This window comes from Rhodococcus sp. 1168 (assembly GCF_002091955.1).
Classification (GTDB): Bacteria; Actinomycetota; Actinomycetes; order Mycobacteriales; family Mycobacteriaceae; genus Rhodococcoides.
Window position 1 is genome coordinate 43,489 of sequence record NZ_MKKY01000025.1, and the last position, 13,169, is coordinate 56,657.

11 protein-coding genes are annotated in these 13,169 nt (G+C 62.9%); 1 reads left to right on the forward strand and 10 read right to left on the reverse strand.

Translation table 11 applies throughout. The features are described 5' to 3' along the window. Positions 1-8: 8 nt before the first annotated feature. The 7 genes from BJI47_RS02485 to BJI47_RS02515 all read right to left on the reverse strand — a co-directional run bounded on the left by BJI47_RS02485 (position 9) and on the right by BJI47_RS02515 (position 7,401). The gene (locus tag BJI47_RS02485; protein WP_088942231.1) at positions 9-836 is read right to left on the reverse strand and encodes a MaoC/PaaZ C-terminal domain-containing protein; all 828 of its coding nucleotides are present in this window, start codon (positions 834-836) and stop codon (positions 9-11) included. Further along, complete coding sequence (locus tag BJI47_RS02490) at positions 833-2,011, reverse strand: lipid-transfer protein (protein ID WP_088942232.1); 1,179 nt, start codon at positions 2,009-2,011, stop codon at positions 833-835. The genes BJI47_RS02485 and BJI47_RS02490 overlap by 4 nt, the downstream gene beginning before the upstream one ends. After that, positions 2,008-2,442 carry a MaoC family dehydratase gene (locus BJI47_RS02495; protein WP_088942233.1) on the reverse strand — a complete coding sequence of 145 codons (435 nt, stop codon included), beginning with the start codon at positions 2,440-2,442 and terminating at the stop codon, positions 2,008-2,010. The genes BJI47_RS02490 and BJI47_RS02495 overlap by 4 nt, the downstream gene beginning before the upstream one ends. Further along, positions 2,439-3,551, reverse strand: a complete 1,113-nt coding sequence (locus tag BJI47_RS02500; protein WP_088942234.1) for an acyl-CoA dehydrogenase family protein — start codon at positions 3,549-3,551, stop codon at positions 2,439-2,441. Before BJI47_RS02500 ends, BJI47_RS02495 begins: the two co-directional genes overlap by 4 nt. Next, positions 3,551-4,459 carry a Zn-ribbon domain-containing OB-fold protein gene (locus tag BJI47_RS02505; protein ID WP_088942235.1) on the reverse strand — a complete coding sequence of 303 codons (909 nt, stop codon included), beginning with the start codon at positions 4,457-4,459 and terminating at the stop codon, positions 3,551-3,553. The genes BJI47_RS02500 and BJI47_RS02505 overlap by 1 nt, the downstream gene beginning before the upstream one ends. Next, a complete protein-coding gene (locus BJI47_RS02510; RefSeq protein ID WP_088942236.1) occupies positions 4,456-5,622 on the reverse strand; it encodes an acyl-CoA dehydrogenase family protein in 1,167 nt (388 codons plus the stop codon). The genes BJI47_RS02505 and BJI47_RS02510 overlap by 4 nt, the downstream gene beginning before the upstream one ends. A 66-nt stretch (positions 5,623-5,688) precedes the next feature. Next, the gene (locus tag BJI47_RS02515) at positions 5,689-7,401 is read right to left on the reverse strand and encodes an AMP-binding protein (RefSeq protein ID WP_088942237.1); all 1,713 of its coding nucleotides are present in this window, start codon (positions 7,399-7,401) and stop codon (positions 5,689-5,691) included. Between the two features lie 268 nt (positions 7,402-7,669). Here BJI47_RS02515 and BJI47_RS02520 point away from each other — a divergent pair, with 268 nt between their 5' ends. Further along, a complete protein-coding gene (locus BJI47_RS02520) occupies positions 7,670-9,331 on the forward strand; it encodes a class I adenylate-forming enzyme family protein (RefSeq protein WP_088942238.1) in 1,662 nt (553 codons plus the stop codon). Positions 9,332-9,409: 78 nt separating this feature from the next. Here the strand turns inward: BJI47_RS02520 and BJI47_RS02525 are convergent, their stop codons facing one another. Genes BJI47_RS02525 through BJI47_RS02535 form a run of 3 tightly spaced genes read right to left on the reverse strand, consistent with a single transcriptional unit; the run spans position 9,410 to position 13,162 of the window. Continuing rightward, positions 9,410-10,060 (reverse strand): PaaI family thioesterase, encoded by a 651-nt coding sequence (locus BJI47_RS02525; RefSeq protein WP_088942239.1) that lies wholly within the window; start codon positions 10,058-10,060, stop codon positions 9,410-9,412. Then, complete coding sequence (locus tag BJI47_RS02530; protein ID WP_088942240.1) at positions 10,057-10,929, reverse strand: MaoC/PaaZ C-terminal domain-containing protein; 873 nt, start codon at positions 10,927-10,929, stop codon at positions 10,057-10,059. The genes BJI47_RS02525 and BJI47_RS02530 overlap by 4 nt, the downstream gene beginning before the upstream one ends. Positions 10,930-10,969: 40 nt before the next feature. Continuing rightward, on the reverse strand, positions 10,970-13,162 hold the full coding sequence (locus BJI47_RS02535) for an acyl-CoA dehydrogenase (RefSeq protein WP_088942241.1): 2,193 nt from the start codon (positions 13,160-13,162) through the stop codon (positions 10,970-10,972). Positions 13,163-13,169: the final 7 nt, after the last annotated feature.

Here is a 13,169-nt window from a genome sequence, read left to right on the forward strand (position 1 = left end):
TCGGTCGCTCATTCTCCCGAGTTGAACCGCGCGCGGGCACCGGCGATGACCGGTTGCCCGTCGCGGACCAACTCGAAGGCGGTGCCGTCGGGCTCGTCCCACGAGAGCAGCTCCGGTGAGTCGCCCGGGAACAGCGGGGCCGCGAAGCGTCCGCTCACGCTGGCGAGGTCGGCCGGATGCACACCGAGTCTGCGGGCGAGGGCGAGTGTGCTCGCCGCCAGCGTGCAGAGGCCATGCATGATCGGTCGCGGCTGACCGATGGCCTCGGCCGCTTTCGGATCGATGTGGATATGGTGACGATCGCCGGTGAGGCGGTACAGCGCAGCTTGATTCGAACTGGTGCGGAGCACATCGGTCGAAGAGGGGCTCTGCTCGGGTCGGGTAGTTTTCGCCGGTCCTCGCTCGCCGCCGAAGCCACCCGATCCCGGCGCGAAGATTGCCCAGGTTGCCACGAAGAACGGCGATTCGACCTTCACCTCGAATACGGCCGCCGCGCCCTTGTCCCATACCTCGCCCACCGATGCCCGCATGGTGATCGAACCACTCGCGGGCAGCGGGGCGATGACCTCCATGCTTTGCGACCCGTGCAGTGCGGTGGTGGTGTCGAAGCCGCCGCGTGAGCCCAACTCGTCGGGCGCCCACTGTGCGAGGGTCAACGCGAAGGTGGGCAGAACACGAAGGTTCTTCTCGAAGACCAGATCCAACTCGCCGGCCTCTGCTCCCACCGCCAGGGCGTAGAGGATGGCGTCCTTCTCTTCGTAGGACACCGTCCTGGTGCCGAGATCCACGCCTTTCCACTGGTCCGGGGTCCTGTGGGTCTGCTCGGTCGTACTCATTGCTCGCGTCCTAGGATCAGCCCACTGGTGGGCACGGCTGTACCGGCAGTGACCAGTACATTGTTCACTTCGTTCGGTTGGGTGATCGACGTCCCACGCAGTAGGCGCACGGCTTCGGCGATGCCGTTCACACCGTGTAGGTAGGCCTCCCCCAGCTGACCACCGTGCGTATTCGTGGGCAGAGATCCACCGATCTCGAGATTTCCTTCGCGAATGAAATCCTTCGCCTCTCCTCGCCCACAGAAGCCCAGTTCCTCGAGCTGCGGAAGCACCAAGGGAGTGAAGTGGTCGTAGAGGATTGCGGCGGAAATGTCCGCAGGCGTCAACCCGCTCTGGCCGTACAACTGCTTCGCCACCACTCCCATTTCGGGGATGCCGGTGATCTCGGGACGGTAGTAGCTCGCCATCATGTGCTGATCTCGACCCGAGCCCTGCGCAGCACCTCGGACTATCGCCGGGGCATGCTTCAGATCCCGTGCACGCTCGGTAGAGACGATGACCAATGCCTGGCCCCCGTCGGTTTCCTGGCAGCAGTCCAGCAAGTGCAGCGGCTCGGCGATCCAGCGAGAATTCTGGTGATCTTCGAGTGTGATGGGCCGGTTGTAGAACCACGCGGCGGGATTGACCGCGGCATGTGCCCGGGCCACCACGGCGACGCGGCCGAAGTCTTCGCTCGTCGCGCCGTATTCGTGCATGTAACGACGGGCGAACATCGCAACCCACTGAGCTGGAGTCGACAAGCCCTGCGGCGTCAACCACGCATATGCGGCCCGATCGGCCGTACTGTCCATCGGCCGGTCGTGCTGACCCAGACCGTAACGCGTACCGGATCTTTCGTTGAACGCGCGATAGCAGACGACGACGTCGGCGACGCCCGTGGCGACCGCCATCGCTGCCTGTTGCACAGTGGCACATGCGGCCCCGCCGCCGTACCCGATGCGCGAGAAGAACTTCAGTTCACCGAGACCGGTGTTGCGAGCTACGATCGCCTCACCGTTGGTTTCGGCAGTGAAGGTGGACAATCCGTCGACCTCGGAAGGATCGATACCGGCATCTGCCAAGGCTGCAACGATGGCCTCGCAAGCGAGTTGAAGTTCACTGCGCCCGGAATTTTTGGAGAATTCGGTGGCACCGATTCCGACAATGGCTGCAGCACCGGATAATTGGCTACTCATAGAGCACCCGAGGATTCATACGCTACGGTCACGGTCCCTTTGACGTGGTCACCGAGACTGTTGCGGCCGCGCACCGTCACCTCGACCGTATCGCCGTCCTTGCTGGACACCGTTCCGCTCAAATGCATATCGTCTCCAGGATAGTTGGGCGCCCCGAGCCGGACCTTTATCCTCCGCACGGTCGCAGCAGGACCCGCCCACGCGCTGACGAACTGTCCCACCAGACCATTGGTGGTCAGTATGTTCATGAAGATGTCCTTCGACCCCCGCTCGACCGCCTGCACGGCGTCGTGGTGAACATCCTGGAAGTCGCGGGTCGCAAGCGCACCCGCCACGATCAGCGCCCGCGTGATCGGCACGATCGACTCCGGTAGCTCATCTCCAACTGCACAATCGCTCGGGGCTCGCACACTCACCACGGGGCTGCTCATGCGATGACCTCGACCCCGGTTGCCAAGAGGTCGCCGAGCCGATTCAGGTCGGACGCCGCGCCGCCAAGCGTGGCGCCGATCTGCTTGCCCCACAGCAGGTAGCGGTGAATCGGGTAGTCGGTGTCCACGCCGATGCCACCGTGCACATGCTGGGTTCGGTGCACCACTCGCTGTCCGGCGTCGCTGGCCCACCACTTGGCGACCAGCACAGATGTACCCGGGTCCTGCTTCGCCGACAGAAGCCCGGCTGCCTGCCAGAGGGTGACACGCATGGCTTCGATGTCGATGTAGCAGTCGGCGAGCTGATGGCCCACCGCTTGGAACGTGGCGAGTGGTCGGCCGAACTGGACTCGTTCGTTCAGATACGCCACCGCCTGCTTCACTGCACTTTCGGCGACACCCAACTGAACTGCAGCCAAAGCGATTTCGGAGTAGGACTCGAGACGGCCGACCGCACTGTCACCGGCTACACCGAGAATATCGACGCGCGCGCCCTCGGCGGTGATGTCGGCGCAGAGTTCGCGAGTCGTGGACTCGTTGTCCTGGCGGCTCACCCCGTCGGAAGACGGATCCAACAGGAAGAGCGCAGGGCCCGAGGACGTCTCGGCGGAAACCACAACTCGTGCGGCGACATGCACCGACGGGACCGCCACCTTCGATCCCGTCACGCGCCAGACGCCGTCGACCTCGGTTGCAGTCATGGACGGCGCACCGCTACCGAAAGGACCGAAGCCTTCGAGTCCGACAGTCAAAATTTTCGAACCATCGGATGCGGCGGGAAGCCACTCGCTCTTCTGGTCCTCGGTTCCGAACTCTCCGATGATCAACGCGCTCAACAAATGTGGCCACAGCGGAACCGGAGCAACCCGGCGCCCCTGTTCGACGAGAACGACGCAGAGTGCGGAGAAATCGAGGGCGCTTCCACCGAAATCTTCGCTCACCGCGATGCCGAGCACACCGGTTCGGCCGAGCTCGTCCCACAGGTCCCGATCGATCCGCTCCGTCGAGGCTTCCACAGCCACGATTCGTTCGGTACTTGCGCGCGCTCCGAAGACATCGGCAGCAAGTTCACCGATCGTTCGCTGCTCTTCGCTGAAACTGAAATCCATCAGTGCTCCTGAGATGAAATAGGCCGGAAGGCAGGCAAAGTCAGATCCGAGTCGGCGTCGATCCAGGTCAACTCGACGGCCATGTCGATGGTGACGTCGGCGGGCTCGATGCCGGTCATGTTGGCGACCAAGCGAGTACCCTCCTCTAGTTCGATGACTGCGACGATCAACGGATAGTCGAAGGCATCGATCTGTGGATGGTGGTTGACGACGAAGCTGTACACATGGCCTCGCCCCGACGCGTCCACGGTGTCCCAGTCGGTGGATCGGCATTGTCCACACATCGGACCGGTCGGATGTCGGAGTACACCGCAGGAGGTGCATCGCTGGATCACCAACCGGTGTTCGAGGGCAGCTGCGAACCAGAACGCATTGTCGTCGTTCAGCGCCGGACGAGGTCGCAGGGCACGAGGAGCGGCCTTCTCCGCCGGCCGGTACCGCAACGTGCGCCACCGCTGTGTGCCGACGACCATGCCGTCGGCATCTCGGTAGGTCTTGAGCGTGGTGATGAAATGCCCGACGCCCAGCCCGGTCTTCTTCTCCTCGGAAATCGCTTCGACGACTTCCGACACCTGAAGATGGTCACCGGGACGTAGCTCTCGGAAGAACTCCATATCGGAGTCGGTGGCCACAACAGAGGTGAATCCGGCCTCGTCGAGGATCGCGATCAGTTCGGTCCAGGTCGGCGAAGGGTCGACTCCGGACATCTTGTCCGTGTAAGACTTCATCGTCCATACCTGGAGCATCGCACCGGGGGCGACCGACCCGTCGGCATGCTTCGGATCCCCGACCCCCATGACCTCCGTCCAATGTCTGATCATCGGTGCGTTCACCGGGTCGGGTCCGAGTGTCGGTGGGACCAATACCGCGCCCTCGAATTCGCGCAGGCGTGCGCTCACCTCGATCATGCGTTTCTCTTGGCGCGAACCAGGCCGAGGCCCATCGTGCCGACCATGTCGCGCAGGACCTCGTTGACCCCACCGCCGAAGGTGTTCACCACGGACTGCCTGGAAATTTGTTCGATCTGGCCGCCGAGAACTGCGCCGGGAGATCCGGGCCGAAGACGCCCCACCGCACCGAGGATGCCCTGCAGTGCGCGGTAGACCTCGATGTGCGTTTCCGTGCCGTAGGTCTTGATGGCGCCGGCGTCGGCTCCGGACAGGGTGTCCTGTGCGACGGCAGCAGCCATCTTCCAGTTCATCAGCCGCATCGCCTCGAGCTTGGCGTGAGTGCGGGCGAATTCGATTCGTACCCAGGGAATTTCGAGTGCACCGTTGTCCCGAGCCCAGTCGAATACCTGTCGCCAGAGACCGAGTGTTCGGCCTCCGAGCGCGGCGAGGCCGATCCGTTCGTGGTTGAGCTGCGCTGTGATGAGCTGCCAACCTCCGTTGACCTCGCCCACCACTTCGGAGTCCGTGATCCGAATATCGCTGTAGTACGTCGAGGTGACCATCAATCCACCGACGGTATTGATGGGCGACCAGCTGAAGCCCTCGTCGTCGGTGGGCACGATCAGAATCGAGATCCCGCGATGCTTCGGAGCTTCCGGGTCCGTGCGGGCTGCGAGCCACACGTAGTCGGCCGTGTTGGCGCCACTGGTGAAGATCTTGTTGCCGTTGACAACCCAGTCCTCACCGTCTCGGACTGCCTTCGTCCGCAGCGACGCGAGATCCGTGCCTGCCTCGGGCTCGGTGTAGCCGATGGCGAAGACGATCTCGCCCGCCAGAATGCCGGGCAGAAAGCGTTCCTTCTGCTCTTCGGTACCGAATTTCATCAGCGTCGGACCGACCGTGTTGACGGTGACGAACGGGAACGGCAATCCGGCCCGCTGAACCTCGTCGAAGAACACGAACTGATCCTCGGCAGAACGTCCCTGGCCGCCGAACTCGACGGGCCAGCCGATTCCGAGCCATCCGTCTTTGCCGAGCAACCGCACTATCTCCCGAAAGTGCTCGCCGCCGACCCCTTGCTCGCCGGCGACGCGTCGCTTCTCGGGCGGCAGAAGCTCTGCAAAATACGTGCGTAACTCCTGCCGGAGAGCGCTCTGCTCTGGTGTTTCCTCGAGATTCATCTCAATACTCCTCGTGCCTGACTCCGGCTGTCACTACCAACTGTCACTACCAATGGGTGGATCGACTCAGGCGGACAGGAACCGCCGACGCCCATAGGTGTCGAATTCCTTTTCCAGCAGATCTTTGTCTTCTTCGGTCATCAAGCGGTACTGAGGAGCACCTCGACCCTCCCACCGGAAGATCAGATCTTCGCAGCGCCAATTCTGCTGTTGCAGCTTATTTTTGACAATTTTATTGGAGCCCGTCACGGGCAGGTCGGCCGAAACTCGAAGAAAGCGCGGCGCCGACTTGGTTCCCAGATCGTCCTGCGCGGTGAGGAAGGACGCGAAGTCCGCGGCGTCGAAAGCGTCGACGTCGGGCACCTCCAGCGCAGCCATCACCTGATCACCCGAACGAGGGTCGGGCACCGAGTAGACACCGGTGGCTATGACGGACGGGTACCGCCTGCAGATGCGTTCGACCATCAGCGCCGAGGTGTTCTCACCGTCGACCCGAATCCAGTCACCCTTACGTCCGGCGAAGTAGATGAAGCCATCTTCGTCGATGTAACCGAGGTCGCCCGTCCAGTACCAGCCGTGCCGCAGTCGGTCCGCGATCGCGCTCTCGTTCTTGTAGTAACCCTCGAAGGCAGATGCGCCTGCCATATCGACCATCTCACCGATGCACTCGTCGGGGTTGAGAACCCGGCCGTACTCGTCGCACCGGGCGAGCCCCTTCTTCTCACGCGTCTCGGGGTCCACGATCGCGATGTTCTTGTGAGCGGGACGACCGAGCGCGCCCGCCGGCGCTTTCGGATCGAGAGCCACCGAACCGGCGCCTTCACTCGATCCGTACCCCTCGAAGAGTTCGGCGCCGAATCGTCGCACGAACTCCGCCTTGTCCTCCGGGGATGCTTCGGTACCGAACCCTCGCACGAGCGTGTTGACGTGGTCGTCCTCGGATTCCGGTGTCGCCATCAAGTAGGCGAGAGCCTTTCCGACGTACGTGAAGAAGGTCGCGCCGAAGAATCGCACATCGGGCAGGAATCCCGACGCGGAGAACTTGGGGGTCAGACACACGACGGCACCGTTGGCGAGAGCCGGGGCCCACAGCGCCATCAGTGCATTGCCGTGGAACAACGGCATACAGCAGTAGTCGACGTCGTCCCGCGAATGTCCGTACTTGGCCGAGTTGGTGTAGGCGAGCCTGGCAAGACGTCCTTGACTGCAACGGACCGCTTTGGACGCGCCCGTCGTCCCGGAGGTGAACAGCAACAACATCAGGCTCGAACTGTCGACCGACGGCGCTGCCACCGGCGCTTCCTGCATGAAACCGGCGCATCTGTCCAGGTATTCGGGCTCGTCTACGAGGACGAACCGATCCGGTGTCAGGCCCAGATCGAGGCTGGAGAGCATGGCCATACCGGCAGTGTCGGTGACGATCAGCTGGCAATCGACGTAGCGAATCTCGGCTTCGAGTTCGCCGCCCCGCTTGGTCGGGTTGATCCCGACGATCGTTCCACCGACCAGCGCCGCGCCACCGAGCCAGAACACGAATTCAGGAGTGTTCTCGAGCAGGACACCGATGTGGAACGGTCCGTCGACGCGCATCGACTCGGCAAGCGCACCGCGCGCGGCACTCTCGAGGACAACCTCGTGCCACGTCCAGTCCTGCTCGCGGGTTCGTAGTCCGTCGTGGTGATCGCCCAGTCGATCGAGAAGCATCTCCGCGATGGTCCCGCGCTGCCCCCGGTCGTCCTGAGCGATGGTCTTGCCCACCGAAGCCAAGTTCTGGGTCATGCGTGCATCGCAATCGTCGTTGCTTCGATGACGCGGCTGCGCAGCGTGATCCGCCCGAATATGGCCGACGCCGAACGATCGAGCTGCACGGTGAGCGAGTCGCGATCTATGGTCATAACTGTCCTCCAAGTCCGATTACTCCCGTAACGTATCTGCGGATGGTGACTGCCCGGGGGGGAGTCTCGCTCAGTGGCAACGACCGTCTGCCACTGAGCGCTACGTGCCATCTTGTGGCGGTACACCTGCCCGAGGACGAAAGGCCCTTTCGATGACCGCTTCTACAGATCCGCAGTTCTACCTGGATCAGGTGATCACCCGGCTCACTGGACCCGGCGGGAGATTCGAACTGGCCGAGGAATCGGTACTGGGCACCCGCATGCCCGTGATGAAGAACCGGACGCGAGGAGTGGGCGAACTGCTGGCCGCGTCGGCAAAGTGGGGTGAGAGGGACTACCTCATCACTGCCGACCGCAGGTTGTCCTACGCGGACCACGCCGCCGCTGTCGCGGCGTTGGCGACCGCCTTGCGCGATGACCACGGGGTGAGCAAGGGAGACCGCGTAGCGATTCTCGGCGCGAACTCGGTGGAATGGGTCATTGCATTCTGGGCTACACAGTCGCTCGGCGCGATAACAGTCGCACTGAACAGTTGGTGGGTTCCCCGCGAGATCGAATACGGCGTGAAGCACAGCAGGCCCAGCGTGATCATCGCCGACGCCAAACGCGCCGCCACACTGGCCGGGATGAACCTCGACACCCCGGTACTGACGATGCACGAAGACCTGCCGAAGATCATCGAGCAGTACCGCGGTGCCGCGCTCCCGGTCACCGCGGTCGACGAAGACGATCCCGCAGCCATCCTCTATACGAGCGGCACGAGCGGCAAGCCCAAGGGCGCCCTGCACTCACAGAGGAACATCCTCGCGGTCGTCGACTACCACCGATTCAGCGACGCCATCATCGCAGCGTTCAGCGGCGTCGAGCTCGACCCGTCGGTTCCGAGCGAGAAGAAGTACCTTCTCACCTCGCCGTTGTTTCACATCGCCAGCCTTCACAATCTCGTGATCCCCCGCCTCGCAACCGGTAGCGCGGTCGTCATGAGCGAAGGCGCCTTCGATGTCGACACCATCCTCGGTCTCGTCGAACGTGAGCGAGTGACGGACTGGGGTGCGGTCCCCACCATGGCTGCCCGTCTCGTCGAACACGGCAATCTCGATCGCTTCGATCTGAGTTCGCTGACCTCGTTCGCACTTGCCTCGGCGCCTTCGTCGATCGCCTTCAAAGAACGTCTGCGCCAAGAGGTTCCGTTCGCCAAGAACTCGCTGGTGGACAGCTACGGCCTGACCGAGTGCAGCACGGCCATCGCCGTCGCTGCCGGGCCGGACCTCGAGCGGTATCCCGGAACTCTGGGTCGGCCCATCATCACCGTCAGCCTAGAAATCCGAGATCCGTTCGGCGAATGGCTTCCCGACGGCACCGAAGGCGAAATCTGTGTCCGTAGCCCCTTCGTGATGCTCGGATACTGGGAAGACGAGGCGGCAACCGACGCCGCGATCGCACCGGGACGGTGGTTGCGGACCGGAGACTACGGGTTGATCGAGGACGGCAGACTTCGGCTGACCGGCAGGCGGTCGGACCTGATCCTGCGTGGTGGAGAGAACGTCTATCCAGTCGAGATCGAGCAGTGCCTCGACGAACACCCTGACGTACTCGAATGCGCGGTCATCGGAACACCGCACACCGATCTCGGCCAAGAGGTGTCTGCGGTGGTGGTTCTTCGACCGGGCGCTGTGCTCGAAGAGAGCGAACTTCGCGAGTGGACGGCGGAGCGGTTGTCTTACTTCAAGGTACCCACCCGCTGGCGTATCACCGGAGACAGCTTGCCCCGCAACGCAACCGGGAAGCTCTCACGGCGCGACATCACCGTGTGAGAGCAGTCACGACAACGGCGTCGCACCGGGTGGAAACCCTATGCGACGCCGTTCGTTTCACAAGCTTGCCCACTCAGCTCAGCGTGGACGTGGCACCGTTTTGTCGATGAACAATGCCTCGACTGATACGCATACCCGACCGTCTGCGGTCCTGATGTAGCCGACCGTGTTGATCTTGCGGCCATCGACGGAATCGAGCTTGGCAGTGACAGTCAGCGGCTCGAACAACGGTGTCGGGGAGTGGTAGCGAAGATTCAATTGTGCTGTCATGCCAGCCGTTCCGGCCCACGCATTGGCGACTCCCAGCGTGTGGTCGAGCAGCAGTGCCGACACTCCCCCATGCACGTGTCCCGGGGGACCCTGGTATGCGAGCGTCAAGACGACAGTGCCTTCGACCGAGCCATCGGACTTGCCTTCCAGCACGAGCGGAGGGGCGATCGCATTCTCGAGACCGGTCACCGGATCGTGCCGCGTAACACCCTCACCGTTCCACATGTCGATCAGTCGCTCCTCCACCGCGGGTGCATGGCTCTCCAGGTGCTGGGCGACACTGATCAGCTCCTCTGTCACCCGCTCGAGGTTCGCGTTGCCACGATCTGTACGCAGCAGAGCATCGATCACTCGGCGTGCTGCTTGGGTGGCTCGATCGACGGCGGAATCGTTGCTGACCGAGGTCAGCACCGTCCCGGACGGGCTGGTTTCATACGTGGGGTGCGTACCGGTGGTCATGAGACTACTTCCATGGATGCGTGGGTCAGGATGGCTTGTCCATCGCGCTCGGGAGCCGTCGTGCGGAGAATCAAGCGTCCGCCCTCGTCCCAGACGGAGCTCTCCAGTACCTCGCCCGGAAACAACGGCCCGGCGAAACGGACCGAGAAGTTACGAACTCGGCTCGGGTCGGAGCCCATCAGACGGTCTACCACTGTCCTGCACACGATCCCGTAAGACGCGAGGCCGTGCAAGATGGGCCGATCGAAGCCGACTGCCGCGGCGAAGCTCGGGTCTATGTGCAGTGGATTGAGGTCACCGCTGAGTCGATAGAGCGCCGCTTGATCGGGACGAGTCGAAGACTGCAGGACATGATCCGGCTCCCTATCCGGCACGGTGTCAGTGGTGTCCGGTCCGGCCTCGCCACCGAAGCCGCCCTCACCACGAGCCCAAATTTGCATCACCGTCGTGAACAGTGCGCGGCCATCCTTGCCGGTCGCAACATGTTCGAGTTCGATCACTGCCGCCTTGCCCTTGTCCCAGATGTTCGCCACACGCGTCGTGACCTGGGCGCTGCCGGTAGACGGGATCGGTGCATGTGCGGTCAGCGATTGGCCACTGTGCAGAAGCTTGCGCAGGTCTACTTCGACGCCCGGCATCTGCAGGCCTGTGCTCTTGGAGACACCCGCTGAAATGCCTCCTCCAGCAACCAGAGCAAAGGTCGGCAGCACGGAGAGGTTCTTTTCGTACACCCAGCCGAGTTGACCGGGATCGAGTGGGTTCTCTCCCGCACCGACGCCGAGGTGATAGAGGATCACATCTCGGTCGGTCCACGAGATCTCGCGCACTGTCGGCTCTGCGGCGAGCGCGGTAGCGAGGTCTATAGCCATTGGGGATTCCTTCGATCTTTCGAGTGTGGTTGTCGGATGGTCACTTACCCGGCTCGGGATCCCGCGGCAGGCCCAGCAACCGTTCGCCGATGATGTTGAGCTGAACGTTGGTGGTGCCGCCCGCTATCGACAGGCACTGGGCATTCAAGAACATGTGTTGCGCGGAACTTCGGGGCTGCTCACCGACCAGAGACGACGGCCCGGCCCACTCCATCGCCACTTCCCACACCTGTTGAATGTGCTCCACGCCGATAACTTTCGCGACCGAGGATTCCGCTCCGGGCTGGGCACCGGTAAGTGTGCGCAGCGTGGTCCGCAGTGCGAGCAACCCACCGGACTGGGCGTCACACAGAACTTCACCGAGAACTGCCGATTGCTGAGCGTCGATACCGCCGGGCAATTCGGCAGCGAGTTTCAACAACGCCTCGCCACCCGAACCGAGAGAAGAATCGTTCGACAACGAGACTCGTTCGTTGGCGAGTGTCGTTCGAGCCAATTTCCATCCGGCGCCGCTCTCCCCCACCAACATTTCGTCCGGAACGAACACGTCGTCGAAGAAGACCTCGTTGAACAACGATTCACCGGTGATCTCGCGAAGAGGTCGGATGTCGAGCCCGGGACTGTTCCGCATGTCGACGAGGAAGTAGGACAAGCCTTTGTGCTTCGGCACCGATGCGTCGGTGCGAGCGAGACAGATCCCCCAGTGCGCTTCACGCGCCATGGACGTCCAGACTTTCTGGCCCTGCAGCCGCCAACCGCCGTCCACCTTGGTCGCCTTGGTACTCAATCCGGCAAGGTCGGAGCCCGCACCGGGTTCGGAGAACAGCTGACACCAGCGAATGTCGCCGCGCAGGCTGGCCGGAACGAACTGCTCGATCTGCTCAGGATTGCCGTGCTCGATGAGTGTGGGCACCACCCAGTTACCGATGATCATGTCGAACGGAGCGAGAGAGAACGAGGCCAATTCCTCGGCGATCACCAGCTGTTCGACAGCGTCGGCCCCTCGACCCCACGGTGCCGGCAAATGTGGTGCTGTATAGCCTTTTTCGGCCAACAACCGGATGCGGTCGGCATCAGCCGAATCGGCAATCGAAGCAAGCTCGGATCGCACTTTCGCGCGGACTTGTTCGGCTTCGGGCGGAAGCTCCACTTCGAGTGAACGCCTGGTCCCGGCCAGCGTCGCAGCCGTCACCCGAGAACGCCAGGACGCGGTCGAGCCGAGCATGAGCAGCAAGGTCTGTGCCCGTCGGAGATAGAGGTGCGCGTCGTGTTCCCAGGTGTATCCGATTCCGCCGAGGATCTGAATGCAATCCTTGGTCAACGAGAATGCAGCATCGAGTGCGGTAGCTCCCGCCACAGCAGCAGCCAGGGACACCTCTGCGGAAGGCGCACCTGCGTCCGCTGCGCGGGCGGCGTCCCATACGCACACGCGCGCTTGCTCGCTGCGAATGAGCATGCGCGCGATGCGGTGCTTGACGCCTTGGAACTGGCCGATGATGCGCCCGAACTGCTTGCGCGTTCGCGCGTAGTCGCCTGCAGTGCGCACCGCCCAGTCTGCGACGCCCGACGCCTCGGCGGAGAACAGTATTGCCGCCAGATCCAGTACGCGTTGGGCATCGATCGAAAGGATGTCACCGGGCGCGAGCGAGATACTGCGTGCAGTCGCAGTTGCATTGCGTCGCACGAGATCATAGCTCTCCACGGCAGTGATCTCGAGGCGCTCCCGCGGGACGACGACGAATACCGTGTGGTTCTCTGCATCGAGCGCGGCCAGCAGGAAGAGATCACCGATCTGGCCACTGACGACGAAATCAGATGCACCGACGAGTACCGACTGGTTCGACTCGGAAGTCACGCGCAACGAACCGGGGTGCAGCGATATAGCGCCGATCCTCGAGCCGTCGGCCAGGGCTACGAGCTCCTCGCTGCGACCTGCTTCGTCGAGTACCGCACTGAGAAGGACAGTCGAGAGGAACGGCCCCGGAACCAATGCTCTACCGAGTTCCTCTGCCACCACGGCAGTTTCACCCAATCCACACCCTGCGCCGCCGTCCTCTTCCTTCAGATGAAGACCCAGCACGCCGAGTGCAGCCAGCGAGCTCCAGAAAGCGGGGCGCTCCTCGGTATCTGCATCCACTGCACTGCGCAGGACGTCGGAGGTGACGGTACGGGTCGCCCATGCGCGAACCGCATCGGTGAGGTCCCGTTCTTGTTCGGTCAATGCCATTGTCATGAAAAGT

What these genes read in the sequence shown, in the direction of transcription:
- BJI47_RS02535 (WP_088942241.1), bottom strand. Translation starts at nt 13,162, where the DNA reads ATGACAATGGCATTGACCGAACAAGAACGGGACCTCACCGATGCGGTT.
- BJI47_RS02515 (WP_088942237.1), bottom strand. Translation starts at nt 7,401, where the DNA reads ATGACCCAGAACTTGGCTTCGGTGGGCAAGACCATCGCTCAGGACGAC.
- BJI47_RS02495 (WP_088942233.1), bottom strand. Translation starts at nt 2,442, where the DNA reads ATGAGCAGCCCCGTGGTGAGTGTGCGAGCCCCGAGCGATTGTGCAGTT.
- BJI47_RS02500 (WP_088942234.1), bottom strand. Translation starts at nt 3,551, where the DNA reads ATGGATTTCAGTTTCAGCGAAGAGCAGCGAACGATCGGTGAACTTGCT.
- BJI47_RS02525 (WP_088942239.1), bottom strand. Translation starts at nt 10,060, where the DNA reads ATGACCACCGGTACGCACCCCACGTATGAAACCAGCCCGTCCGGGACG.
- BJI47_RS02485 (WP_088942231.1), bottom strand. Translation starts at nt 836, where the DNA reads ATGAGTACGACCGAGCAGACCCACAGGACCCCGGACCAGTGGAAAGGC.
- BJI47_RS02520 (WP_088942238.1), top strand. Translation starts at nt 7,670, where the DNA reads ATGACCGCTTCTACAGATCCGCAGTTCTACCTGGATCAGGTGATCACC.
- BJI47_RS02530 (WP_088942240.1), bottom strand. Translation starts at nt 10,929, where the DNA reads ATGGCTATAGACCTCGCTACCGCGCTCGCCGCAGAGCCGACAGTGCGC.
- BJI47_RS02505 (WP_088942235.1), bottom strand. Translation starts at nt 4,459, where the DNA reads ATGATCGAGGTGAGCGCACGCCTGCGCGAATTCGAGGGCGCGGTATTG.
- BJI47_RS02510 (WP_088942236.1), bottom strand. Translation starts at nt 5,622, where the DNA reads ATGAATCTCGAGGAAACACCAGAGCAGAGCGCTCTCCGGCAGGAGTTA.
- BJI47_RS02490 (WP_088942232.1), bottom strand. Translation starts at nt 2,011, where the DNA reads ATGAGTAGCCAATTATCCGGTGCTGCAGCCATTGTCGGAATCGGTGCC.